Raw genomic sequence first — 24,725 nt, 5'->3', positions numbered from 1 at the left:
CTTAAGCCTCTGCAATTAATATGTATTTACAATGATAAATAATCAAAAGGCATGCCGGTGCGGATCAGGGGCTGGTTGACCGGACTGATCGTGTTCATGCTGGCGCCCAGCCTGCTGTTCGCTTCGCTCTGGTTTCACAACAAGATCGAGAACGTGCTCGCGATTGACCGCAGTCTGGAGGGACTGCATCTGATCGAGGCCCTCGGCCCGCTGATGCAGGAAAAAGCCCTGACCGGCAACGCAAAGGAACCTTCTGGAGTTTTTCGTGTCCAGCTCGAGGAATTCGCCGGAGAAGACCGTTATCCCGCCCTGCTTGAAGATCTGGACGCCCTTGTCACCGAACCCGGTGTCCCTGCCCTGCGGCAGGCTCGCAAGCTGACGTCCTCCCTCTCGCAGCTGGCGAAGCTCAGCTCATCCGCTTCTCCGAAGACATCAAGACTTCCGAGCCTGATCGACGACACGCTTCTGGCCGTGGTTATTGAATCTTCCGAAATGGCGAAGAACGCCGATCTGCTGGCAAGCCGCGACAACATAAGCGTCTGGGACAAGATGCTTATCCCGGTGCAGGCCGGTCAATTCAAGGCGGCCGCGGATGAAGCCGCCAAGGACACGGCAATCTATTTGCAGGACCCGGCGGGCACAGGCGTAAGCGATCTGAGCGAACAGGCCCGGCTCTACCGCAAGACCAACCTGTCCTTTCAGACGGCAGGCTCGAAACTGTTGTCCTCCACCATCAAGGCCAGCACGAGCGCGGACATTGTTTCGGCGCCTCTCATCACGAAGCAGCCGGAGCTGGTGCAGGTGACCTTCCAGTTGTGGCAGGCAGCCCTGGAGGCGCTCAGCGCGGATCTGCAGCAACAACGCGCGCAGACCCTGTTCGCCGTGGCGCTTGCCGGGCTGGCAGGCGCCGTGGTCATTCTTGCCGCCTTCGCCATTGCCGTGACGCTGAGCCGTACGCTTGCCGCGCGCACGCAGCAGGAATTTGAAAACCTCGGATTTCACGATCCGCTCACCGGCCTGCCCAATCGCCGGGCGCTCCTGAAAACCATTCAGAACCTTCCTCTCCCGCATGAGGGTATCAGGGTCGGTCTTCTGGTTTTCGACCTGCGTCATTTCAAGAAGGTCAACGACCTTTTCGGAGATCAATATGGCGACTCCATTCTCAGGCAGGTGGCCGAACAACTGACGCAGCTTGCCGAGCCGCACGATTTTGTCTGCCGGACCGGTGGTACCGAGTTCATGCTGTTGCGCCGACGGTTGAAGAACCCGCTGGAATTCGAACAGCTTGCGGCCAGGCTCATTCAAGAACTGGGCAAGGAGCGGTACCTGCACACCCACAAGGTGACAATCGACGGCAATGCCGGCCTGTTCATAAGCCGGCCCGCCGCAGAGGTCAGCGACCAGATCATCGTCGACGCGGCGCTTGCCCTGCGCTCGGCCAAGAAGCTGGGACCGAGGAAGTACAGTCTCTTCACCCACAACATGCGGGAAACCTTCGAAGAGAACGGACAGATCGCCAAGCAGCTCATCAAGGCGCTTCACGACGGCAACATCGTCCCCTGGTACCAGCCGCAGATAGACATCCACACCGGCACCCTGATCGGCGCCGAGGCCCTGGTGCGCTGGATTGACGGCGACGACGTCCGCGCGCCCGCCTCCTTCTTTCCCGCTGCCGTGGAAGCCGGCTATATGGAGATGATCGAAAAGACCGTCCGGGAACACGCCATAGGTCTCGCGGCCAGCGTGAGCGGCAAGACGCTGCATCCGATCCATTTCGGTCTGAATGTCACAGCCGATCTCCTGGGAAATCCCGAGGCCGTGGATGCACTGGACCGTCAGGTCCGGTCCATGGGCCTACTGCCTTCCCACATAAGTCTGGAAATTCTCGAAGCGGTGATGATCGACGAAAGCACAGTTGCACCTATCAAGGAAAATATCGCCCGCTTGTCCGACCTTGGATTCTTCATAGAACTGGACGACTTCGGCACCGGCCATTCCAGCATTTCCAGCCTGCGGGACCTGAAAGTGGACCGGGTGAAGATCGATCGCAGTTTCATCTCGGGCGTGGACACGGACCCGGACCTGCAAAAGTTCACCAGTGCGCTGATCAATCTTGCCAAGAGCCTCGATATCCGCGTGCTCGCGGAAGGTGTCGAGACCGAGGGCGAACTTGAGTGGCTGAAGCAGAACGGCTGTGACGACATCCAGGGTTTCCTGATCTCGAAAGCCGTGCCGGAAGACCAGCTTCTGAACCTGATCCTAAAGCACAATTTTCTTACGCCCCTGAGCACTCCGGCGCCGCGTAAAACGGTACTGGGGCTAGGTCGCGGCTGGTGACAGGGCCGCCTGCCTTTTCTTGAACTCCGCAGCAGCAAGCGAAAGACCGCCATCCGCGCCGTCGACGAAATGGATGTGACGGCTGTTGCCGATGTCCTCCACGAAACAGGTCATCAGCGCCGAGCCGGACACATGCATTCCGTAGACGACGTCTCCGGCTTCAAAGGCCGTGTTCAGGCAGTTTTCGACCGCCGCAAGCTGTGCCGACGTCAGATCGAGCACAAGCTGAAGACTGTCCCCGACCTTGCGATGGTCCGTATTGAGGCTCAGCTCCCGAAAATATTTCGCCGGAGCCAAGGGGCCAATGCGCCAGCCGGTGGTGGTGCTCAGCATGAAAGCCAGGCATTCGAAGATGCTGGTCATCCAGCCGCGCACGGCCTTGCCGGCGAAGGACATCGCCACTTCCAGCCGGAGATTTCGGGGCGGGAACCTGAAGCGCAGCCGGCTTTTTTCCGCCAACCTTGTCCGGTTGTCGTCCGTCAGCGGATTGAAGCCGAGCTCTGCAGCAACGTCGTCCATGACCTCAGGCAGGGTCTTGCGGCCGGACGGCTTGACGATCAGCGAAACGATGTGCCCGTGTTTCGCCGGCAACGGCTCCCAGCGGCAGGAAAGGCCGTCAAGTGGCGGCAGGACCGTGTCTTTCAAGGTGATCGTAAAGGGCCTTGAGGCATCCGGGTCTTTCAGAATGCGGTCGGCGATGGCGAGCCCGTCTCCAAGGATCATCGCCAGGTGATTGCCCTCACTCAGCTCGTACTTGCGTACCTTGACGTCTCCGCCGAGTTCTCTCAGATGCGCCACGGGGATGGCTGCGGCCCGCAGTTCCAGTTCCATGACCTGCCGGGCAAGATCAACGACACCGGCAAGCGCTTCGCGTCCTGCCTGCACATCCTGTTCGGACACCACGAGCGTTGCGCCGTCACCGCCGAAGACGAACGGCACCCGGTCGCGGCCGAGGCGGTTCACGACAGCGGCAATGACCGCCGCCCCCACCATGTTGACCTCCTTGTAGCGTCCGGCGGCAACAGCATCTCCCGAGCGCACGATGTCGGCTGCCAGGACATACCAGTTATCCGGCACAGGCCGGTAACCGGCCAGTTCGCCGACCGTGCTGAAATCCGAAAAGCTCGGCAGCTCGCTGTAAAATTCATCCGCTGACACGACACACGCTCCTGACGCCTTTTCAAACTCCGGCTGACACGGAGGCCGGCGCTTCGTTAATCTGTCTACGACAACCGGGAGTGATCAGATCGGGATTATCCTTCATAGCCGAAATCTGGCGCCTGAATGGCACCGCTGGATCCTCGTCAGGCATCGGAAGGCAGCCGACTCCACGGAGCCAACGAGCCAAACCGGTTCGCCTTGAATGAAGATCAGGCCACAAAGCAGAAGCCAGCGAATCTGTTTCGGCCTCAGACGACCTCGAAGCGGCCGTCTCTCCAGACGAAGACCTTGTCCTGGGGCACATCCAGCTTGGGTGTTGCGGTTTTCTCCAGCCCCTCAAGCAAACCACGCACGACGCGGAAAACGCCGCCATGCGAAACGACAACCGAGGGGCGATCGACCGATCGCAACCACGGGCCGATCCGGCCGGTGAGCATTTCATAGCTTTCGCCGCCGGGAGGGACGAACCCCCATTTGTCGGCCCGCCGCTGCACAATCAGCTCCGGCTCCACATCCGCCAGTTCCTCAAGGGTATGGCCTTCCCAGTCTCCGAAGGTGATTTCCTTGAGCTGGTCATCAAGCCGGTAGGTCGCTGGATCCGCGCCCAGTGCCGAGCGCAGAAGTTCCATGGTCATGCGGGTGCGCCCAAGAGGGGACGCAACGAAGTCGAGCATGTCCAACGGGATATTCTCTGCCTCCAGAAAAGCTTTCAACCGTTCGCCGTTGCCTGTGGCCTGGGCCTTGCCGGTGGCGTTGAGCGGAATGTCGCGTTGCCCCTGCATACGCCCTTCCGCGTTCCAGTCCGTCTGACCGTGACGGATGAAGATCAGCAGCTCAGGGTCATGGAGCCTTGGAAGCAGGCCGGTATCGGGTGCAGATTGCAGGATCGTCATGGTCTCACTCAGGCAATGCGAAAGCTTCAGCTTCAATCAAAAGACACGTAATAGAAAAATGGCCGGTTGAAACCGGCCATCACGAACTCTTCAGAAAGATAAGGCGGCGGCAGCCGGTCTTTGAACCGTTTAATCCTTGACCACGGAAATGTCGGGGGCATCGACGGCCTTCATGCCGACGATGTTGTAGCCGCAATCAACGTGCTGGATTTCACCGGTAACACCACGGCCGAGGTCGGAGAGCAGAAACAGCGCGCTGTCGCCGACTTCCTCGATGGTGACCGTCCGGCGGAGCGGTGAATTGTACTCGTTCCATTTCAGGATATAGCGGAAGTCGCCGATGCCTGAGGCAGCCAGTGTCTTGATCGGACCGGCGGAGATCGCGTTGACGCGAATGTTCTGCGGGCCGAGATCCATGGCCAGATATTTGACGCTGGTTTCCAGCGCGGCTTTGGCGACACCCATCACATTGTAATGCGGCATCACCTTCTCGGCGCCGTAGTAGGTCAGCGTCAGAATGGAACCACCCGCACTCATCAGCTTTTCGGCGCGCTGGGTGACGGAGGTCAGCGAATAACAGGAGATGTCCATCGTCCGGGCGAAATTATCGGAGGAGGTATCGACGAAGCGGCCGGTCAGTTCGGACTTGTCGGAGAAGGCAACGGCGTGGACCACGAAGTCGATCTTGCCCCACTTTTCTTCCAGGGCCTTGAACACCGCATCGATCGACGCGCCGTCCGTGACATCGCAGTGACCGGCGACAAAGGCACCGAGCTGTTCGGCAAGCGGCTCGACGCGCTTTTTCAATGCATCGCCCTGATAGGTCAGCGCCAGTTCGGCTCCCGCGTCGGCCACTGCTTTGGCAATACCCCAGGCAATTGACTTGTTGTTAGCCACGCCCATGATCAGACCACGTTTGCCGTTCATCAGTCCGCGCGTTTCCGCCATCGTCATCTCCGAAAAGGAATCCTGTACCGCCCCCGAGGGCTGGCATCCTATGGCACAAGGGGTTTCGTCCTTCAAGTGAGCAGCGGCGCGAATGAAGCGTCGACGGCGGCGCCGTCAGCCACTATGTTGGCGCCCGAATTTCACTGTCAAACGTCACAAGGACCCCGCTCATGGAGCGCTCTTCCCATGCCGACAGCTTCGCCGAAATCATCGGCGCGGCACATGTACTGACCAGCCCTGACGACCAGGCTCCGTTCCTCACCGAGTGGCGGGATCTCTATCAGGGCGTCACGCCCATGGTGCTTCGCCCGGGCAGCACGCAAGAGGTCAGCGCGGTGATGACATATGCCTGCCAGCAAGGTTTGAAAATAGTTCCGCAAGGGGGCAACACCGGGTTGGTGGGCGGACAAATCCCGCAGGAATCCGGGGATGAGATCGTCTTGTCGCTCTCCCGGCTCAACAAGGTCCGCTCTGTGGATCCGGCCGGTTTCACCATCACGGTAGAGGCCGGCGTGGTGCTGGAGGCTTTGCAAAACGAAGCCGAAAAAGTCGACCGTCTGTTCCCCCTCGCCCTCGGTTCGCAGGGCTCCTGCCAGATCGGTGGCAACATTTCCACCAACGCAGGCGGCACCGCCGTGCTGGCCTACGGCAACACCCGAGACCTCGTCCTGGGCCTCGAAGTTGTGCTGCCGACCGGGGAGATCTGGAACGGTCTGAGAACCCTTCGCAAGGACAATACCGGTTATGATTTGAAACAATTATTTATCGGCGGAGAGGGCACCCTGGGGATCATTACCGCCGCTGCGCTGAAACTCTTTCCCAAGCCGAAGAAACTGGAAGCGGCCTTTATCGGTTTGCCCGATCCGCAGGCCGCCCTGAAGCTCTTCTCGCTCGCAAAGGCCCAGGCCGGTCCCGTCCTGACCGGTTTCGAAATCATGCCGCGTGTCGGACTGGAGTTTTGCCTGCGGCATCTGGAGGGCAGCCGCGATCCGCTGGAAAACCCGCATGACTGGTATATCCTCATGGAGCTTTCCAGCGCTTCGGAGGCGTTTCCTGTCCGCGATCTGCTGGAGAGCATTCTCGGCGAAGCTTTTGAAGAAGAACTCGTCGAAGACGCCGCCTTTGCACAGAACCTCTCTCAGGTTCAGGATTTCTGGCATATCCGTCACGGCATGTCTGAAGTGCAGAAACCGGAAGGCGGCTCCATAAAGCATGACGTCTCCGTACCCGTCGCCGCCATCCCGGATTTTCTCGACAAGGCCATGGCGGCGGTCGAAAGCCTCGTTCCCGGCTGCAGGCCGGTGCCCTTCGGCCACATGGGCGACGGCAACATCCATTTCAATGTCAGCCAGCCGGTCGGCGCCGACAAGGAGAGCTATCTCGCCGGATGGGACGAGATGAATGCTGTCGTGCATGGCATCGTTCATGACTTCGGCGGCAGCATTTCCGCCGAACACGGGATCGGACGCCTGAAGCGCGATCTCCTCAGCCAGGTCAAGTCGGATATTGAACTGGACCTGATGCGGCGGATCAAATCCGCGTTGGACCCAAGCAACCTTCTCAACCCGGGCCGCGTCATCTGAGACTGTCCGCGCTGCGTCCCGCTGCTACTTTTCGTAATCTGATAATAAAGCGTAGTAGTCGCGGGACGCCGGACCGGTGCCTGATCACACCGGTCCGTATTGCGATTTTACTTGGTGAGCCCGCCGTTCATCTACGGCGCCGGACGGCAGAAACGGACCACGGTTCAAGGCAAGGTTCGCAAGACGGATCAATATGTACATTTGACGGGTTGCCGGAATTTCCGCAACCCTGTGGATAGCGTTCTCGCTATTGGCAAAAGACGACAGTGCAACGATCACTTTCACATCTGGTGTCAGCATTCTGTTCCGAAATGAATTTTCGCGACAAGCCAGCTCGATAAAAATTTGACCATTCGATCAAATCAATCGAATCTCCTCCGAAAGTTTTCCCCACCTTCGCGGCCCGCGGAGGACCGGTTGGACAGGTTTGAGTCAATTTCAGGTCAAAATCCTGTTCAGCAAGCGTTCGCCCCCACGAGACGTCTCTGTCAAAAGTAACCTGCTTTTCAGCACAGTATTGAAAACCAACCTGACGAAACTCACTATTTTTACAGCGGCCTTTTGAAAACTTTCAGAAAATTCTGGCATGCGTTAATTTTTTGCTAAAGATTTTCCCCAGTCGAAAGTCGATGCTGAATCGTCTACAGAAAACAAACTCCCTCAGGACCTATTGCTCGTCTTGACGCTGATGGAGTTTAAGTTTTGCCATGTAGAAATTCATTCTTTGACCAGAAAACATCTACAAAAATTACTATGTGAACGATCTATGACCTTATAAGAATAAGCTATTTGAAAAGATGGTAAATCAAAGGTTAATGTTGTCTCATAGGCGTTAAAAGCCACCCCGACCAAGAGACCTCCAAAGGGTCCGCAGGCCGGAAACAATAAACGGGCTGCGAAGCGGTAATCGCGGTTCAAAGACAGTGCACAGAGGGGCGTTAAACGCCCACCCCATGAAGGAGGCCACAATGCAGCTTCAGGTTTTAGCCGATTCCGGTCCGTGGGACCGGGTCAAGAAAGAACTGAGGAACGAGCTGGGGGAAGATATTTTCTCGAACTGGTTCGGCAGGGTCAATCACGAGGAAACGACAGGTGATGCGGTTCGTCTTTCCGTTCCAACCCGTTTTCTGAAGAACTGGATCCAGAGCAATTACGAAAAGCAGCTCGTCGGCCTTTGGAAGCGTGAAAAAGACGACATCAGCCGTATAGAACTTACCGTTCGCGGCGCTTTGCGCCCCCGCCAGATCGAAGGCGCCCAGGCCCCGAAGGCCATCACGGCCCGGCGGATCAGCGGCCGCCCCGCTCCCTTCAACAGCACACCGCAGTTCAGTACCGGATCGGGCATTGCCGCGATCCCATGCCTTGCGGACACGGGTGAAGACTCGGCGACAGAATTTCTCAGCGGCGCTGCCCTGAACCCGAAACTGACTTTCGACACTTTCGCGGAAGGCGCTTCCAACAGCCTGGCCTGCGCCGCCGTGCGGCAGATGGCGGCCGGCCATGAAGGCACGTTGAACATGCTTTATGTTCACTCCTCCACCGGCATCGGCAAGACCCACCTTTTGCAGGCCGCCGCCTGCCAGGCCAGAAAGACCGGCCGGAATGTGGCCTATCTGTCGGCCGAATTCTTCATGTACCATCTGGTTCCCGCTCTGCGGACACCGGCTTTCCCGGTGCTGCGACAGGCCATGAAGTCCATCGACCTGCTCCTGATCGACGACCTTCAGTTTCTTCACGGCAAACAGGCACAAGAGGAATTCAGCAAGACGCTCGAGCTGCTGATGGAGTTCCCTTCGCAAATCATCATGGCGGCGGATCGCGCTCCGGAGGATCTTGAAACGCTCGGCACCGGCTTGTGCCAATACATCCAGAAGGGTGAAGTCATCGGCATCCAGTCCACGGACTATGCCCTGCGCCTCGACATCGTCAACAAGCGCATCGCGGCGGCTCGCAAGACCCACCCCGGCTTTTCGGTTCCGGACGAAGTTTCGGATTACATTGCCCGCTACGTGATTGCCTCCGCCAGGGATCTGGAAGGCGCGCTGAACCGGCTCTTTGCACATAATCAGCTTTCCAGGCAGCCGGTTACCCTCGAGCTTGCCGAAAAGACCCTGCACGATCTGGTGCGGATCGGCGAACCCCGCTCGATCAAGGTTGAAGAAATCCAGCAGGTCGTCTGCAAGCACTTCAGCGTCACCAAGGCGGATCTCCTGTCTTCCTGCCGGGCCCGGGTTCTTGTCCGGCCACGTCAGATTGCAATGTACATCGCCAAGGTCATGACCGGGCGTTCACTGCCGGAAATCGGTCGCCGCTTCGGCAACCGCGACCACACCACGGTTCTGCATGCGGTCCGCAAGATCGACGGCATGGTGAAACAGGACAAGGCTCTCTCACAGGAAGTGGAACTGCTGAAGCGCCTGATACATTCCTGATTCACGACGGGCGACATGGCCCTGAAACGTCTGCTGCGGCGGGTTCAACCGCCGCAGCACCGGCTTCACAGTTCTGACTTTGCCGCCGTCATCCCGGTCAAGCGAAGCGCGAGCCGGGACCGGAGGGCCACAAGTCCTCGTTGCAGCTGAGGCTGTTTCAAAGATAACCCTCGGCTCCCCGATCCCGGATCTTCGCTACGCTGTGTCCGGGATAACGAATTGAAGGTTTATCCTGCCCCTGAAGCCGCGCAAGCGGCTTTCTTTTTGCGCCGTTGACAGGGCCCGCCCGTGTCCCTATGCCTGTTGCCGGTTTGAGGGAACCGGCCGCCCGCGGGCAAAAAGCCTTGGTGAATCCCTTCAGCGAATTTTCTTTCGCTGAGCTGAGCGACCTTCACAAGGAAGTGCAGGCTGATGGCAATGCGGGCCCCATTGTTTTCGCCTGACGTTCTTGAAAGGCATTCCCATGACGCTTCCCAGCGTTGACACGCTCAAAACCCAGGCCAAACGCCTGCGCACGGCTCTTACCGCCAAGGGGCAGGTGCTTTCGCACAGCCAGGCGCTCGAACTGCTTTCCGCCCAATACGGCTACAAGGACTGGAACACCGCCTGCGCGGCGGCATCCGCAACCGGAAAGGCCCTGCCCTTCGCGGTCGGCGACCGAGTGTCCGGCGTCTATATGCGCCAAGCCTTCACCGGCGACATAAGAGGGCTTTCGCGGGTCGGCCAGTCAGGCCATCTTCGCGTAACCCTTCAATTCGACAAGCCCGTCGACGTGGTGACTTTCGACAGTTTTTCCGCTCATCGCAGCCGTGTCACCTGTGTCATCCGCGAAGACGGAATTGCGGTCAAGAAAACCTCGGACGGCGAGCCTCATCTGAAGGTGAAGCGCGCCGGTTGAAGCGCCTTGATCAACGGCGTACCAAGATACTATGGCGTTTCTGTCACCTCAGCCGCGCCATGACAAGATGACCGGGCACGGGTTCGTTTTCCTCCAGCCGCACGACAATCGGTTCCATGGCGAGGATTTCGAACCCGGCCGCCTCGAGCGCCGTCCGGATATAGGCTTCCCCCTGGGCAAAGCGGTTTTTCGCACCGACCATATAGGTCCGGCCCTTGAGGACCTCCTCGGGAAGCGTTTCGGTTGAAAATGCCAGGCAGCCGCCCTGCCCGAGCCGACCGGCCGCGCCGGCCAGAAACGGTTCGACGGCGCCGAGATAGGGAAAGACATCGGTGGCGGTGATCAGGTCCCAACTCGGCTGCGACCCATCCTCTTCCTCGAATTCCTGCAGGAATTCCACGGCCTCACCGACATAGAGATCCTCATAGACCTGCCTGTCATAAGCCAGTTCGACGATGCGTTCGGACAGGTCCACACCCGTCCGGTGAACGGTGCAGTCGGCAAGGGCCATGCCGGTCAGGCCAGTGCCGCATCCCAGATCCAGCAGGCGGGTGAACGGCCCGATCTCCAGACGGCGGATCAGGTCCCGCACCAACAGGGGGACGCAATAGCCAAGCTCATCCACCAGGATGTCGTCAAAAACGTCCGCATGCTGATCGAAGAGCGTCGCGACATAGGCATCGGGCATCTTTTCCGGCGCGTCCTGCGCGCCCATGGCCGCCAGGCGAATACTGACACCACCGGTATCCACGGGATCAAGCGTCAACGCATGACGATAGGCCTCTATCGCCCCTTCATGGTCGCCGGCTTTCTGGAGGTCCAGACCACGATTGTAGGCCGCCGCCAGTGCGTCGTTTTCTTGCTCGTCGTGCTCATGGGGGGCGAAGTTGTCGTTGTCGCTCATGTCGTCATCCTTCCCGGCAGAGCCTTCCCCTACAGCGGCTGTAAAGCGAATGCACGGCAATTCTGGCGGGTCCACCGCCGTTTGTGCTCAGAACAGATCGAGCTGACTGTCATCGGGCACCGGCTTCGCCGCCCGGTTCGCTCCAGCGTCTTTTCCGGGACCGGCCAGCCGGTCATCCAGCTCCACTGGGTCATGCAGATCCGCATCGTCGTTGGACACCTTGTTGACCCGGCTGGACACGGGTGTCGCCACCAGAAAGCTGTCCTCTACCGGGAGAAGCAGTTTTTCGGCCTCTCTCCGGTCAACACGGCCGACGTCCAGCCAGGTGTCGAACACCTCGGGCTTGAGGATTACCGGCATGCGATCATGGATCGGTGACATCATCCGGTTGGCCCTGATCGTGAGAATTGCGCCGGTGTCGATGTCACCGCCATCAGGGTCCGACCACGTGTCCCACAAACCGGCGAAGGCCATGACGCCGCCGTCCGCCGGCTGGATCCAGAAAGGCTGCTTGCCTTCGGGCGTCCGTCGCCACTCGTAAAACCCGGACGCCGGAACCAGGCAGCGGTGGTGGCGCATGGCCGAGCGGAAGGACGGTTTTTGCGATGCGGTTTCCGCTCTTGCGTTGATCAGCAGGCTGAAACTTGACGGATCCTTGGTCCAGGAGGGGATGAGCCCCCAACGGACGAGATGGAACTGCCGCTTGCCGCCGAGGTTCTGACGGACGATCGCCAGCGGCTGGGTCGGCGCAATATTGTAGCGCGGCGGAAAATTCGGCCGCTCCTCATAGCTGAAAAAGCTCCGCACGGCGTCGGGGGGTGTGGTGAGCGCAAGCCGGCCGCACATTTCGGGTTTCTCCATTGCCTGACATCATACACCGGGTCCCGGTCCGGCACTGCCAAGTTAGGCAATTGGAAATAAAAAGGAAGTAGCCTAGTTCACGGATTCATGAATGAGCATGAAATGGTTTGAACAGGATTGCTCTTCGACAAGGTTCGCAAGTGCAGGAAATGCAGCGTATTTCCCGACCTTTCGTGCCGTAGAACCGGAGCAATCCGATTGAATCGGGAGGACATGGAAATGGCTTCATCCAGCGGTGTCAGCGCGCATGACCGGGCAAAAGTCCGCTCTTCACGCCCTTTCTCGCGATGTTTCGCCATCTCCGATGCCATTTCTTCCTCATTCATGAGTCCGTGACATAAAGCGCAACTTCAACAATCGGGGGCAGGGTATGGAGTGTTTGGATCCAGTTTTGGGCGCCGGAGATCTGGCTGCCGACAGGCTGGAACAGGCCAACATCAACCCCCAGACGGGGCTTGCCACTGATTACCTCAATCATTTCAATGAAGTGATGATGCTTCTTGAAATGCTTCCGGCCATGCCGGATTGCGCAGGGGATGTGCTCGACTGGGCGCCGCTTGACTATATCGGCCATTTCGAGATTTCGACCTTCAAGGACAAGAATCTCGCCATCCAGGCCTATCACGCAGCCCCTGCGAAATTGCGCAATCATCTGGAAACCCAGGTCGCGGAAATCAATGCGCTGGTCGTTCGTATCCAGGACCGACTGCGCCAGGCTGAGTCCCCTTCGGTGGTCGCCGCGGAAATCGCCTACATTGCAACACATGAAATCAAACCGTTGATTTCCGTTGCGGGTGCGGTCATTCACGGCCATGTTGAACCGGAAGCAACCCAGCACGAAGGCGAAGGCGCTCAGGCAGAGATCGACGCCCTGTTCGCCTGAAGCGTTCCGTCGCTCGACATTTTCCAAGGCGCTCCATGTCCAGATTATATCCAGATGCTCCCCGCGTCGGCGTCAGTGTCCTGTGCCACAGGAACGGGCTGGTGCTGCTGATCAAGCGCGGCAGAGCACCCTACAAGGACCACTGGAGCCTGCCTGGCGGACTGGTGGAACTGGGCGAAACGCTGCTGGAGGCTGCCGAACGCGAGCTCATGGAAGAAACCGGTGTGACGGCGCGCCTCGGAAAGCCTGCCGAAACCTTCGATTCCATTCAGCGGGATGCCGACGGGACGGTTTCCGCGCATTTCATCCTCACCGTCTTCTGCGGAACCTATCAGTCAGGCAGCGCCAAACCCGGTGACGATGCCGCCGCGCTCGAGTGGGTCGCGCCCGATCGTCTGGACGAGAGGCTGACCACACCGGGCACACCAGAGCGTGTCCGCCGCCTGCTGGACAGATAGCTCGGGAACTTCCCGGCGCTTCTCAGCCAATTCTTGGGATCACGGTTCATTGTGCTTGCGACGCGCCGTGCCGTTGCGCATGATCTGCTCATGATGAAACAGTGCATACGTTCTGTCTGCGCCGGAGCTCTTCTGCTTGCTCTTTGCCTGATGGGTCCCGGCCAGGTTGTATCCGCACAGGAAAGCACCGCGGACGAGCCCCCTTTCGAGCAGCAGCTCATGCGTCTTTCGGAGATTTTTGGCGCCCTCCATTTTCTGCGCCCGCTCTGCAAGAAAAGCGACACCCCCAACTGGCGCGACCAGATGGAGGATTTCCTGGACGCCGAAACGCTGGACGAAAATCGCCGGCGGCGGTTCATCGAACGCTTTAATCAGGGTTACAGAGGTTTCTCAGTCGCTTATAGAGAGTGTACCGAGGCGGCGCGTATCGCAATGGCACAGTATCTGACTGAGGGCGAGACCATCATCAGCGACGTCACCAGCCGATACGGGCGATAAATCGGCGGGAAATCCTCAGATTGTTACCGGTCGGTTAACCATTTGAATCAAATTTGTGGGTGGCCGTTAAGTTTGCGTTCACGGTTGCTTATCAGTGCGGTTAGCCGTGCTAGGATCAAGTCATCAGATTCGGGCATCGACACGTTGGAGTTGACTCCAAAGCGTTCGGGAAGGACCGGTAAGGAAACGAATGATAAACGATGATTACGCTGAAGCGGCGATGGAAGCCGAGTTTGCGGAAGATGAAGACATCAGGCGTGCTGCTCTCGGCTTTATCTCTGACGCATGGGCAGAAGCCATCGCAAACGGTGTCGATGCCGACGCCGTTGCTCACGCGGCGATGTTCACGGCCCTTGCGGACCTTGTGGCGGCCTATGGCGAAGATGCTGTCGCCAAACTGGCCGAGGGGCTGCCCGACCGTATCCTGCAGGGCGACTACACGGTCAACCGCGTTCTTCAGTAGACGTTCGCGAAACGCTTCCCTTGACGAAGGCCGGCAAGTCCGGCCTTTGTGATTCCTGCAGTTGACCGGAAGGCCTCGGTCATTGCGGACGGCGAATGCCGCTCCTGCAGTTTCAGCTTATTTCAAAAGCGTGAGATCCAGGGCCAGTTTCAGATAGATAAGGGCCCCGAAGACGACCAGGACGAGCCCGGCAATGTGATTTGCCCTGTCCAACCATCTGTCGTCGATCCTGGCCTTGTAGTGGGAGACTGCCGCCGAAACGACGACCCACCAGGTCGTCGCGCCGCAGGCGACCCCCGAGACCATCACAAGCGCGCCGAAGTGATCTCCGGCAGGTGGCCGGAACTCCCCCAGTCCGCCGAATATGGCGACAAAGGCGATGACCGTGCCCGGATTGGTGATCGCCATGAAGAAGGCGGCGGTGGCGTCGCCCAGAAACCCGCGCTCCCAGCCGTTGCCGTCCTTGTCCAGATGGGGATGCGTGTTCCAGATCTTGAGGCCGAAAACGATCAGCAGCGCGCCACCGACAATCTCGATGAGATTGATCTGGCCTTCGATGAAATTGGTAATGGCTGACACGCCGAATATCGCGACGGCGGCGAAGATGGTGTCGGCGACGACAGCGCCCAGACCGACATACACCCCCTGCCGAAACCCGCCATACACTGCATGCTGAATGGCCATGACATTGACCGGACCGACCGGTGCCGTGGTGATAATCCCGACAAAAAAGCCGATCAGCACATATTCCACGAATGTCACAAACAGCCCTTTTCGGTGAACCCCGCGTTCGGGAAACGGCCCCATGGACGAACAGTTCCGCTATTCGTTAACTGCCCGGCGGCGTCATGACAAGAACAGGAAAGTCCAATCGCCCCGTTTTCACTTTCGCACGAATTGTTTAAGGAATAACGCCGGGGCGAACGCATTCGCCGGACTGCATGGAAAACCGCGTCGATCCGGGCTATGCCTTCGGTGCTGAAACCGGGAGAAGGTCACAATGGCGCGCATTATCGCCGCTGCACTACTGACAGCCTGTCTTTACCAGGGCGCGGCCCTGGCGAAGACCGTTCAGACGGAGGTTATCCGGCCGCTGGTGGAGACACCGCAGAGCGATCCGGCAATCGGCAGCGGACAAGGCCTGTCCGAGGGCGGCACCTCACCGCAAGATGGCGAGACCACCGGTACGGAGGACACGGGAAAACCCCAGGTGCTCTACAACACCGACATGCTGCCCAGGGCGGTGGCGCGCATGCACGCCCAACTCAGGGAAGCCGCCCTTGGGGGCAGCATGGACCGGCTGCGCATGGTCCTGGAAAGCAACGAGCTTCCCCCGACGCTTTCCTTCACCGAGATCGGCGATCCGATCGAGTTTCTCAAATCGATTTCCGGTGACGGCGAAGGTTTCGAGATCCTCGCCATTCTGGCCGACATACTCGACGCGGGCTTCCTGCATGTCGATGCCGGAACCCCTCAGGAAATGTATGTCTGGCCGTATTTCTCCCGCTATCCGCTCTTCGATCTGACGCCGGACCAGAAGGTCGAACTCTACCGTATCGTCACGGCGGGAGACTTCGCCGAGATGCAGGATTTCGGCGCATGGACGTTCTACCGCGTCGGCATAGGCCCGGACGGAACGCTGCATTATTTCGTCGCGGGGGACTGAGCCGGGCCCTTCACACGGGGGATCGGCCTGCCGGAGCCATTTCCTCAGCTCAGCCTTCGAGCGCCTTGCGGAGTTTTCCGATCAGCTCGCGCCGCGTTTTCGGATCCGTCTGTGATCTCAGCTGATTGTTGATGTCCAGAATGAGCCGGGTGACATCATTGTGCCAATCCTCACTCGCGACCTGATCCGGTGCCAGCCGGGGCTCGGATGTTTGCGGACAAAGGATGGCACGGTCCGGCGTCAGCTCGTAAGTGGAATCGAGATAAGGTGAGAAGACTTTCTCTGCGGGCAGAAAACCCCGTGCGGTCTCGGCAAGTTCGGAATTCGCGTTTTCCTCGCCATGAACGAGGAACAACCCCTTGTTGATCGGCTGCCGCTTCTTGATCCAGTCGACCAGTTCGGTCTTGTCGGCGTGACCGGAGTACAGATCGATGGATCGGATTCGTGCGCGGACGGCGATTTCATCTCCCTGTATGCGAACATTCCGGGCACCTTCCAGCAGGATGCGTCCCAAGGTGCCTTCCGCCTGAAAACCAACGATCAGAACGGTCGCCTCTTCCCGCCATAGCCAGTTCTTCAGCCGGTGCCGAATCCGCCCTGCTTCGCACATGCCGCTTGCCGCAATGACGATATGAAAATCGCGCAGCCGGTCGAGAGCCTTGCTCTCTTCTGCCGACTGTGAAAAATGCAGGTTATGGCCTTCGAGCCCCTGCAGGAATTTCGCATCGTGTTCCAGTTCATCGGCATGGCGCGCGAATACCTCTGTCGCCCGGATGGCCAGGGGACTGTCGAGATAAACCGGCACCGTCGGTACCTGCCCCTGCTTCATCAGATGACCGAGGTCGCTGATCAGTTCCTGTGCCCGTTCAACCGCGAACGACGGAATAATCAAGGCACCGTTCGGTCTGATCGCGTCGCGGACTTCACGCGCCAGGATCTGTCGGCGCTGCTCCGGTCTTACGTCGTTCCGCTCCCGATCCCCGTAAGTGGATTCGCAAATCAGGAAATCGATGTTGCTGGGCGCTTCCGGGTCCGGGTGCAGCAGCTTGAAATCCGGGCCGATATCACCGGAAAACAGAAGTCGCAGGTCGCCGCCATCTTCCTGTTTGATTTCCAGTTCCAGTGAAGCCGAGCCCAGCATGTGACCGGCATTCCAGAAGCGGCCCCGCACATCCGGCAGAACTGCGAACCACTGGTCGTAGCCGTTTTTTCTCAAGAGGTTGATTGTCTGCCGAACATCGACTTCATCGTAGATCGGCGTGACATTCCGCCGTCTGCGCTTCGCGGCTCTCCTGTTGAACTGACGCACCTCGATTTCCTGGATATGCGCACTGTCCAGCAGCATGACTTCAACGAGATCGGCGGTCGCAGGGGTCGCATGGATCGAGCCGTCAAACCCGTGTTTGACAAGCTTCGGCAACAAGCCGGAGTGGTCGATATGGGCATGGGTCAGCAGGACCGCATCGATATCGGATGGCGTGAACGGAAAAGGCCGATAGTTGAGTTCCTTCTCCGTTTTCGAGCCTTGAAACAACCCGCAATCGATCAGGATCGTGCCCGTTTCGGTTTTTAACCGGAAACAGGATCCTGTTACGGCCCGGGAAGCGCCATGAAAACTGATTTCGGGATTTTTCATCGTGATCTCTTGTTCCTTCAGGCGGCTCGTTCCGAACCTTCTCCATTAAGATCTCAAAACCCGCACAAAAACAATTGATCCGGCATCAATCTCGGCCAGGCGAAGAACGGCGTGCGGAACCAGGCCGGCAGGCCCTTCTGCGGGCCGAAATCAACCAAGTGGATGCGGCCGATATCTTTGAGATGGCTCGCATTTGTCGTGAGCCTGCCTTCCTTGAAAGACCGCTTCGAGCCCATTGCAGAATTCTGGTTGCGACCATTTATGGCAAGATTTCTGCCTGACGAAAGGCGCAGGATGTGATTTCCTCACCACAGGAAAAAAGGGGCTTGGGAATTGCCAGACACGCGACTGCTAGTTCGAGCAGACGACGCAGGCTCCGGATGGGCCTCGAACATCGGTTGCCTGCGGGCATGCACCGAAGGCATTGCCCGCAGCGTTGAAGTCATGATGCCATGCGCATGGATCAATCATGCCGCCCTGATATTTGGAGAAAGACCAGATATCGATATTGGTATCCATCTCACCCTGACCAGTGAATGGGATGCCGTGAAATGGCGGCCTCTGACCGCGGCGAAAACCATCGCCGATGATACCGGGGCCTTTCTACCGCTGCTGACACCCAGAGAAGGCGACGCCCGTCGAAGTCTGCAGGAAAGCAACTGGTCGATTGACGACATTTCCAGGGAATTCAGGGCTCAGATCGAGCTTGGTGTGGCGATGTTCCCGCATGCTTCGCATATCAGTTCGCACATGATCCGGCATTTCAAGGACTTCGACCCGAGGCTTGAAGAGATCGTATCGGACCTTTGTAGCGCGTTCAGGCTCAAGGACGATCCGTTCGGACACGGACTGCCGAGGATCGAAGGCTATCGGAAATTCCCACGTAGCACGGAGGCGAGAATATCGGCATTTGTTGCGGAGCTGGCCGACCTCGCGAGCGGAACCTATATCTTCATCGATCATCCCGCTGTCGAGTCGCCGGAACTGGCGGCATCGGGCCATCTTGGATACGAAGAAGTGGAGCAGGACCGGGTCACCTGCCTAGAGACGCTCACCAGTGCCGAACTGCAGAAGCAGGTTGAGCAGTCAGGCATCCAATTGATCAGTTACAGGGACCTGTGACCGCCTTCCGAAGCTCCGCATACTGCGCATAGCCGCGGTAGAGTTGCCGGACCCTCAACTCGGTCCCCGTCCTTTCCGCCAGGCTTTGAAGCTCGGTTTCCAGCTCCGCGCGTGGGGTGACGTGGAAGGACTTCAGCCAGGCGAAGAGGAGCGTGCGGAACCAGCCGGGCAGCCGTTCCTGCTGGCCGAAATCGACCACGTGGATGCGCCCATCTTCTGCAAGACGCGCGGCGCCGGCTGCGAGGGCCTCGCGCCAGATCGGGATCATGGAGAGGGTGTAGGAGTAGAACACACGGTCGAAGGCGAGAATGCCCAGGCGATCTGTCGCCGCCGGGTCGGCGGCATCGCCCTCAATCAGGGAAACCCGGTCGCTCAAGCCGGCACGGGTGATGTTGGCCTGCGCCGTCTCGAGCATCTGCCGGGAGATGTCGAGGCCGTAGAAGCGGACTTGCGGGTAGCGTCTGGCCGCAGCGATCAGATTGCGGCCGGTGCCGCAGCCGAGCTCCAGCACCGTCCCCCCGGCCGGGGGCTGCAATTCCTCGATCAGCAGGTCGCGGCCCAGCAGGTAATACTTGCGCGTCAGATCGTAAAAATGGCGCTGGCGGCGGTAGACGCCGTCCATCAACCGGGCTGTTTCAGCAGCTTCGCTCATCAGGGTGTCCGCTCGTCGCCTACTATCAGCCGTTGAAGACATAGAGGTGGAAGCCGCCATAGATGGACGAGCGGTCCTGCCGGCCGAGTTCCAGGCTCTCCGCTTGCTCATAGGTCCAGCGGTTCAGGACCTCGTCGGAGACACGGCCGGGCAGCAGCGTCGGCTCTGCCGCCGTGCGGAAGATGACGCGGGCGCCGGGGCGCGCGGTCCGAGTGATTTCGCTCCACAGGGCGTTGAGCTGGTGATCGGTCATCCAGTCCTGCGCGTCGAGCAGCACATAGGCATCGAGCGTGCCGTCGGCCACGGTTTGAAGATGTTCGGTGAAATTCCGGTTCAGAACCCGGACGCGGTCCGCGCGCTGGCGGATCGCCTCGAAATGATCGCGTTTCAGGTAAGGCGGCAGGGGGCCGGATTCTCCAGTCGTTTCACCGGACGCTTCCCCGGACTTCGGGGCATAGCCCCTGCCAAAGGCCTGCCATGCGAAATAATTGTCCTGCATGGAGAAATCGCAGGCCAGCTTTTCCAGCCGCTGACGCAGCACGGCAGACATATTGCCATCCGCGTTGGCCGAGACCAGCGCATCATATTGCGCGGGTGGAATGCCCAGGCCGTAGAGCGACATCTTCTTCGATGTCGCCCAGCGCACGAGGCGCTTGTCAAAAAGTGGCGCCAGCGCCGTATCGAAAAAACTGCGCTGCTCTTCAAGCGACCTGGTCTTCACCATGTATTTCGGATCGATGCCGTAAAGGCGGGCGATCAGGTGGCCGAAGCCGATGCAATAGCCGAGCAGACCGTGATGATAGAGATCGCGGGAGAACAGCGTGATGCGTTTGCGGCCCCGGTTGGCGAAGTCGCGGCCTTCCCAGTAGGCCACCGTTTCCGCATCGAGATTGTCTTTCAGGAAGCGCTGATAGGCTGCCACATTGGTCTTTTCGTCGGCTTCACCGAAAAACCGGTAGAAAGTTTCGTAGTTGGGGAGATGTTTCGCCGCGGCCAGTTTCAGCCGCCCAAGAGCGACATGCGCCCTGTTGAGGTCGACAGCGGTGATTTCGGCCGGATTTGCGGTGAGATACGACATGACGTTGCATCCGCCGGACGCGATGGCGACCATGCGGCTTTGCGAAGTGAGCCGCAGAGCCTTCATGTCGACATCCGGATCTTCCCAGATCTGCGGATAGACCAGCCCCTTGAACGCAAAGGTGAAGAGCCGTTCCAGAATTCCGTCGCGAGAAGTTGCTTCGGAGCGGTGAACCGCGTTCCCGAGCCGTTTTTTCGAAGCCGTCAGCGTGCCGTGCGCCATGTCTTTCTCCCGAGTCACCCACGTGAATAAACTGCTTTCCGATACGTGAGCGAGACGACAGTTTGGTGACGTTCCGGAGGATTTGGGCGTTTATCCGGACAATAAAAAACCCCCGCCGAAGCGGGGGCTGAATTGCTTATCGGACTAACTTGATTCCGGATCAGCGGGTGATCACCACGAAGTCGGTGCCCAGGCCGGTGTTGCGCGCAAAGCCACGGTCGGTGACCGTGAGCGACGTGCCTGGCGTCAGCATCTTCGCAAGATCCGTTGCGACCTTGTCCGACATCTCGATGCGGTCGAGAATGCTGGCCGGTGCACCGCCACGCCCGCCCTCGGCAGAGACGGCGATCCATTCGACGGAGGCATCTCCCGGCTTGAAATCGAGAGCGGTGAAGACATGCGTGCCGATTTCCCGGCCGAGATCCTTCACGCTAACCGGAGCCGAATAGATGTCCCGGAACTTCCGGCGCACGCGCAGCATGGCGTTCTGCGGTTCCTCGTAACCGGCGTCGGCGTGAATGCGCGCCTCGAGAGCGTCGGTCATCTGTCCGGTGACCGGCAGGTCCGCACCTTCCTGGTAAAGACTGATGGCGGCGCGGGTCTTTCGGCCCGGAACACCATCAACGGGACCGGCGTTGTAACCCATCTGGTTGAGAAGCTCCTGCAGGACCTGAATCCGGCCCGGCAGCTTCTGCGGTGTGATGATCATGCGCAGCGGCTGATCGAAATCCGGATTCTCCGGCTGAGCCAGCGTCAGGGATGCGTTGAGTTCCGTTTCCCGGATCGCCCCACGCAGGGCGGGGTCGGCTTCGATGGTCCGGTTGGAAAGACTCGCGACTTCCGTTGCCGGCGCAAAGGGCTGCGGCAGGACCGAGTGAGACACACGGACCGGATCGGCCGGCTCCCGCGTGACGACCACGTGCATGCCACGATCCGTCATGCTGTAAAGCGACTTGGCGAAATCGCGCGGCAGCCGGATGCAGCCATGCGAGGCCGGACGGCCGGGAAGCCTGCCGACATGCATCGCGACACCGGACCATGTCAGCCGCTGCATGAACGGCATCGGCGCATTGTCGTAGAGATTGGAGAAATGCTTGCGGCGCTTTTCCAGAATGGAAAACACCCCGGTCGGCGTGCTGTGCCCGCGTTTTCCGGATGAAATCGGCGAGGTCTCGATCAGATCGAGACCACGATAGACCTTGATCTGCTGGTCCTCCAGCGAGACGAGCATATGAAGCGGCGGCTGCGAAGCCTCAGCCTGATCCGCCGCAGGCGCGGCATCGCGCGCCATTGCGCCCGACAAGGCAGTGACCGACAAGAGCGCGGCACCTGCAAGGCTTACAAACGCGCCCGCCCGCCGTTTCCGGGTATAAATCTTACCAAACAACATTCCAGAGCTCCCCAACGCAAAAACTTATAAAGCTCGATTCAAATTCTAATCGTGACGTGTGTAAAACAGGTTAGGAAACAAGGTTACCTATTGGTTTCCTTTGCTGTTCCCTCCAAAGTTCCACATTATCCGGGTTTGGGCTGTTATTCACATCACAAAATGTAAGGCAACCGCCGCTTTCGCAGAAATACCGGGGTCCCGGCAGGAAAACGCCTGTCTGCCGGTGTCGGTTTTTCCGGGTATGCAGGCTTTCTCAGGCCTTCATGCCATCCAGAAAAACGACAGCTTCCCCTTTCGAAGGCTGCGCCAGTTCCCCTTCCCACATCACCCGCTGTCCGCGGACGAGGGTGCCGACCGGCCATCCGGTGACCTGTTTGCCGTCGTAGGGTGTCCAGCCGCATTTGGAGGCAATCCACTCGTTGCGAATGGTTTCCTTGCGCTTGAGATCGACGACAGTGAAATCCGCGTCGTAACCGATCGCGATCCTGCCCTTGCGCGCGGTCTGGAAGAGACGGGCCGGGCCGGCGCTGGTCATGTCGACAAACCGGGCAAGGGTGAGGCGGCCGGCATTGACGTGGTCCAGCATGATGGGAACAAGCGTCTGCACGCCGGTCATCCCGGAGGGCGAAGCCGGATAGGGTTTCTGTTTTTCTTCCAGAAGGTGCGGAGCGTGATCGGAGCCGAAGATGTCCAGCAGGCCCTGCTGCAGACCCCACCACAGGCGTTCCGAGTGGCGGGGTGCGCGGACCGGCGGGTTCATCTGCACCAGCGTGCCGAGGCGATGATAGGCCTCGTCGGTCAGGGTCAGGTGATGCGGAGTGACCTCGATGGAGGCGACATCCTTGTGGTCGATCAGGAAATCGACTTCCTCGGCGGTCGACAGATGCAGGATGTGGATCCTGGCGCCGGTTTCACGGGCAATCGCGACCAGTCGCTGCGTGCACTTCAGCGCGGCGATCTCATCGCGCCAGACGGGGTGTGATGACGGATCGTTCTCGACCCGTTCGCCCATGCGCTCGCGAAGGCGGAACTCGTCTTCGGAATGGAAGGCGGCCCGGCGGCGGGTGACGGACAGGATATCCCTGACGCCCCGGTCGTCTTCCACCAGCAAGTCTCCGGTGGAAGAGCCCATGAACACCTTGATCCCGGCAGCGCCCGGAAGACGCTCAAGCTCCGGAATGTCCGTAACGTTCTCGCGCGTGCCGCCAACCCAGAAGGCGAAATCGCAATGCATGCGATGATGGCCGCGCCGGACCTTGTCGGCCAGCGCCGCTTCTGAGGTCGTCAGCGGATTGGTATTCGGCATTTCGAAGACGGCCGTCACACCGCCCATCACGGCGGCACGCGATCCCGATTCCAGATCTTCCTTGTGATCGAGGCCCGGCTCGCGAAAATGCACCTGGGTGTCCATGACACCCGGCAGGACGTGCAGCCCGGTGCAATCGACCACCTCGCCCGCCTGGGCACCAGCGAAAGAACCGATCCCGGCAATCCGCCCGTTTCTGACAGCGACGTCGCGCAGACCCTCGCCATCCTGATTGACAACGGTTCCACCCTTCAGGATCAGGTCATAGGTCGCGCTCATGAGGCTCCTCCGGCATTTGTCACGGGACTGGTTTTTCAGCGTCCCCGGGCTTATACGCGGCCCCTGTCAAAAGAACCAGATGCTGCGCAGGAATTCCAAATCTTGTCCGATCAGGGCAAAGTGACTATCTGGAACTGAAATCCTCGCCCTCATGTCTTTAGGAATGCCTTGTGCCCTCCCCGTCCTTCGCTCATCTGACCGACCGCGCTCTGATCCGGGTTTCCGGCCCGGACACACATCATTTCCTGCAGAATCTGGTCACTGCGGACATGGAAGCCGTCGACCGGACCGGCGCGGGCTCTGGGGCGCTTTTGACACCCCAGGGAAAGATCCAGTTCGATTTCCTGATCTACAAGGCCGGTGAAGCCTATTTGCTCGATGTGCCCGGCGCGGCGGCGCAGGACCTTCTGAAGCGCCTCACATTCTACCGGCTGCGTGCCAAGGTGGACCTGGAACTGCTCGACGGGGAGAGAGGCGTTTTCGCGATCTGGGACGGCTCCGCCGAAGTGCCGGGCGCGGAACTGACGGTCACCGACCCGCGTCTCGGCGCTCTTGGCCTGCGAGCTGTCGGCCCCGTTGCGATGTCCGCCGAGATGCCGGCAGGGCGGAGCGACGTTGCCGCCTACGATGCTCACCGCATAAGCCTCGGGGTGCCGGAAGGGCTGAAGGACTACGACTATTCGGACATCTTTCCGCATGACGCGGATCTCGATCAGCTCAATGGTGTCTCCTTCAGGAAAGGCTGTTTTGTCGGTCAGGAAGTTGTCTCACGCGTCCAGCACCGGGGCACAGCCCGCAAGCGGTTCCTTCCCGTGGAGAGTTCAGGGGCGCTTCCCGAAAAGGGGGCGACTGTCACAGCCGGCGGGAAAAGCCTGGGCACGCTCGGCTCCAGTGCCAAGGTCGATGGAAAGACCATTGCCCTGGCGCTGATGCGTCTTGACAAGGTTGCCCAAGCCAAGGAAAACGGCAGCCCTCTTCAATGCGGCGAGGCGGAGCTTCAGGCCAGACTTCCCGACTGGGCGGCCTTCACCTAGCCGGAACCGACCACCGCGGAC

At 59.5% G+C, this 24,725-nt stretch carries 23 protein-coding genes; 11 read left to right on the top strand and 12 right to left on the bottom strand.

What is annotated here, in order from left to right; genetic code table 11:
* Positions 1 to 75: 75 nt before the first annotated feature.
* Positions 76 to 2,337, top strand: coding sequence for a bifunctional diguanylate cyclase/phosphodiesterase (locus Q1B40_RS05825; protein WP_299811304.1), 2,262 nt, complete (start codon positions 76 to 78; stop codon positions 2,335 to 2,337).
* On the opposite strand, the gene Q1B40_RS05820 is transcribed toward Q1B40_RS05825, so the two are convergent.
* The 3 genes from Q1B40_RS05820 to fabI all read right to left on the bottom strand — a co-directional run bounded on the left by Q1B40_RS05820 (position 2,320) and on the right by fabI (position 5,339).
* Positions 2,320 to 3,495, bottom strand: coding sequence for a DUF3095 family protein (locus Q1B40_RS05820; RefSeq protein WP_299811301.1), 1,176 nt, complete (start codon positions 3,493 to 3,495; stop codon positions 2,320 to 2,322). The genes Q1B40_RS05825 and Q1B40_RS05820 overlap by 18 nt on opposite strands.
* A 251-nt stretch (positions 3,496 to 3,746) precedes the next feature.
* On the bottom strand, positions 3,747 to 4,391 hold the full coding sequence (locus Q1B40_RS05815) for a histidine phosphatase family protein (RefSeq protein ID WP_299811299.1): 645 nt from the start codon (positions 4,389 to 4,391) through the stop codon (positions 3,747 to 3,749).
* A gap of 129 nt (positions 4,392 to 4,520) precedes the next feature.
* Entirely contained in the window at positions 4,521 to 5,339 is an 819-nt protein-coding gene (gene fabI, locus Q1B40_RS05810) for an enoyl-ACP reductase FabI (protein WP_299811297.1), read from the bottom strand.
* A gap of 170 nt (positions 5,340 to 5,509) precedes the next feature.
* On the opposite strand from fabI, the gene Q1B40_RS05805 reads away from it, so the two are divergent.
* From Q1B40_RS05805 to Q1B40_RS05795, 3 genes are all read left to right on the top strand, one after another.
* On the top strand, positions 5,510 to 6,922 hold the full coding sequence (locus tag Q1B40_RS05805) for an FAD-binding oxidoreductase (RefSeq protein ID WP_299811294.1): 1,413 nt from the start codon (positions 5,510 to 5,512) through the stop codon (positions 6,920 to 6,922).
* A 968-nt stretch (positions 6,923 to 7,890) separates the two neighbouring features.
* Positions 7,891 to 9,354 (top strand): chromosomal replication initiator protein DnaA, encoded by a 1,464-nt coding sequence (gene dnaA / locus Q1B40_RS05800; protein ID WP_299811292.1) that lies wholly within the window; start codon positions 7,891 to 7,893, stop codon positions 9,352 to 9,354.
* Between the two features lie 463 nt (positions 9,355 to 9,817).
* Positions 9,818 to 10,252, top strand: a complete 435-nt coding sequence (locus Q1B40_RS05795) for a glyoxalase superfamily protein (RefSeq protein ID WP_299811290.1) — start codon at positions 9,818 to 9,820, stop codon at positions 10,250 to 10,252.
* A 43-nt stretch (positions 10,253 to 10,295) separates the two neighbouring features.
* On the opposite strand, the gene Q1B40_RS05790 is transcribed toward Q1B40_RS05795, so the two are convergent.
* Positions 10,296 to 11,156 carry a methyltransferase gene (locus Q1B40_RS05790; protein WP_299811287.1) on the bottom strand — a complete coding sequence of 287 codons (861 nt, stop codon included), beginning with the start codon at positions 11,154 to 11,156 and terminating at the stop codon, positions 10,296 to 10,298.
* A gap of 87 nt (positions 11,157 to 11,243) precedes the next feature.
* Entirely contained in the window at positions 11,244 to 12,002 is a 759-nt protein-coding gene (locus Q1B40_RS05785) for an SOS response-associated peptidase (RefSeq protein ID WP_299812549.1), read from the bottom strand.
* A gap of 406 nt (positions 12,003 to 12,408) precedes the next feature.
* Here Q1B40_RS05785 and Q1B40_RS05780 point away from each other — a divergent pair, with 406 nt between their 5' ends.
* The 4 genes from Q1B40_RS05780 (at position 12,409) to Q1B40_RS05765 (ending at position 14,319) form a co-directional block, all read left to right on the top strand.
* Entirely contained in the window at positions 12,409 to 12,900 is a 492-nt protein-coding gene (locus Q1B40_RS05780) for a hypothetical protein (RefSeq protein WP_299811284.1), read from the top strand.
* A 35-nt stretch (positions 12,901 to 12,935) separates the two neighbouring features.
* On the top strand, positions 12,936 to 13,358 hold the full coding sequence (locus tag Q1B40_RS05775) for an NUDIX hydrolase (RefSeq protein WP_299811282.1): 423 nt from the start codon (positions 12,936 to 12,938) through the stop codon (positions 13,356 to 13,358).
* 90 nt (positions 13,359 to 13,448) lie between these two features.
* Entirely contained in the window at positions 13,449 to 13,856 is a 408-nt protein-coding gene (locus Q1B40_RS05770) for a TIGR02301 family protein (protein WP_299811279.1), read from the top strand.
* A gap of 190 nt (positions 13,857 to 14,046) precedes the next feature.
* Positions 14,047 to 14,319, top strand: a complete 273-nt coding sequence (locus tag Q1B40_RS05765) for a hypothetical protein (RefSeq protein ID WP_068407121.1) — start codon at positions 14,047 to 14,049, stop codon at positions 14,317 to 14,319.
* A 117-nt stretch (positions 14,320 to 14,436) separates the two neighbouring features.
* On the opposite strand, the gene Q1B40_RS05760 is transcribed toward Q1B40_RS05765, so the two are convergent.
* Positions 14,437 to 15,126 (bottom strand): LysE family transporter, encoded by a 690-nt coding sequence (locus tag Q1B40_RS05760; RefSeq protein ID WP_299811269.1) that lies wholly within the window; start codon positions 15,124 to 15,126, stop codon positions 14,437 to 14,439.
* A 193-nt stretch (positions 15,127 to 15,319) separates the two neighbouring features.
* On the opposite strand from Q1B40_RS05760, the gene Q1B40_RS05755 reads away from it, so the two are divergent.
* Positions 15,320 to 15,985: a hypothetical protein gene (locus tag Q1B40_RS05755; RefSeq protein ID WP_299811266.1), complete on the top strand. Its 666-nt coding sequence runs from the start codon at positions 15,320 to 15,322 to the stop codon at positions 15,983 to 15,985.
* A 49-nt stretch (positions 15,986 to 16,034) separates the two neighbouring features.
* On the opposite strand, the gene Q1B40_RS05750 is transcribed toward Q1B40_RS05755, so the two are convergent.
* Both Q1B40_RS05750 and Q1B40_RS05745 read right to left on the bottom strand, forming a co-directional pair.
* A complete protein-coding gene (locus Q1B40_RS05750) occupies positions 16,035 to 17,621 on the bottom strand; it encodes an MBL fold metallo-hydrolase (protein WP_299811263.1) in 1,587 nt (528 codons plus the stop codon).
* A gap of 53 nt (positions 17,622 to 17,674) precedes the next feature.
* Positions 17,675 to 17,857, bottom strand: a complete 183-nt coding sequence (locus Q1B40_RS05745; protein ID WP_299811261.1) for a hypothetical protein — start codon at positions 17,855 to 17,857, stop codon at positions 17,675 to 17,677.
* A 97-nt stretch (positions 17,858 to 17,954) separates the two neighbouring features.
* Between Q1B40_RS05745 and Q1B40_RS05740 the strand changes: the two genes are divergently transcribed.
* Complete coding sequence (locus tag Q1B40_RS05740; protein ID WP_299811258.1) at positions 17,955 to 18,743, top strand: ChbG/HpnK family deacetylase; 789 nt, start codon at positions 17,955 to 17,957, stop codon at positions 18,741 to 18,743.
* On the opposite strand, the gene Q1B40_RS05735 is transcribed toward Q1B40_RS05740, so the two are convergent.
* The 4 genes from Q1B40_RS05735 to Q1B40_RS05720 all read right to left on the bottom strand — a co-directional run bounded on the left by Q1B40_RS05735 (position 18,724) and on the right by Q1B40_RS05720 (position 23,670).
* On the bottom strand, positions 18,724 to 19,395 hold the full coding sequence (locus Q1B40_RS05735) for a class I SAM-dependent methyltransferase (RefSeq protein ID WP_299811255.1): 672 nt from the start codon (positions 19,393 to 19,395) through the stop codon (positions 18,724 to 18,726). The two genes, Q1B40_RS05740 and Q1B40_RS05735, sit on opposite strands and share 20 nt — an antisense overlap.
* A 25-nt stretch (positions 19,396 to 19,420) precedes the next feature.
* Positions 19,421 to 20,695, bottom strand: a complete 1,275-nt coding sequence (locus Q1B40_RS05730; protein WP_299811252.1) for a DUF3419 family protein — start codon at positions 20,693 to 20,695, stop codon at positions 19,421 to 19,423.
* A 160-nt stretch (positions 20,696 to 20,855) separates the two neighbouring features.
* Positions 20,856 to 22,085, bottom strand: a complete 1,230-nt coding sequence (locus Q1B40_RS05725; RefSeq protein WP_299811249.1) for a L,D-transpeptidase family protein — start codon at positions 22,083 to 22,085, stop codon at positions 20,856 to 20,858.
* Between the two features lie 253 nt (positions 22,086 to 22,338).
* Positions 22,339 to 23,670 (bottom strand): dihydroorotase, encoded by a 1,332-nt coding sequence (locus Q1B40_RS05720; protein ID WP_299811246.1) that lies wholly within the window; start codon positions 23,668 to 23,670, stop codon positions 22,339 to 22,341.
* A gap of 170 nt (positions 23,671 to 23,840) precedes the next feature.
* Here Q1B40_RS05720 and Q1B40_RS05715 point away from each other — a divergent pair, with 170 nt between their 5' ends.
* Positions 23,841 to 24,704: a folate-binding protein gene (locus Q1B40_RS05715; RefSeq protein WP_299811243.1), complete on the top strand. Its 864-nt coding sequence runs from the start codon at positions 23,841 to 23,843 to the stop codon at positions 24,702 to 24,704.
* The last annotated feature ends 21 nt before the right edge of the window (positions 24,705 to 24,725 follow it).

Source organism: uncultured Roseibium sp., from assembly GCF_947496995.1.
Lineage (GTDB): Bacteria > Pseudomonadota > Alphaproteobacteria > Rhizobiales > Stappiaceae > Roseibium.
The sequence above is the reverse complement of the archived record's forward strand: the minus strand, read 5'-3'. Positions and strand labels throughout refer to the sequence as shown.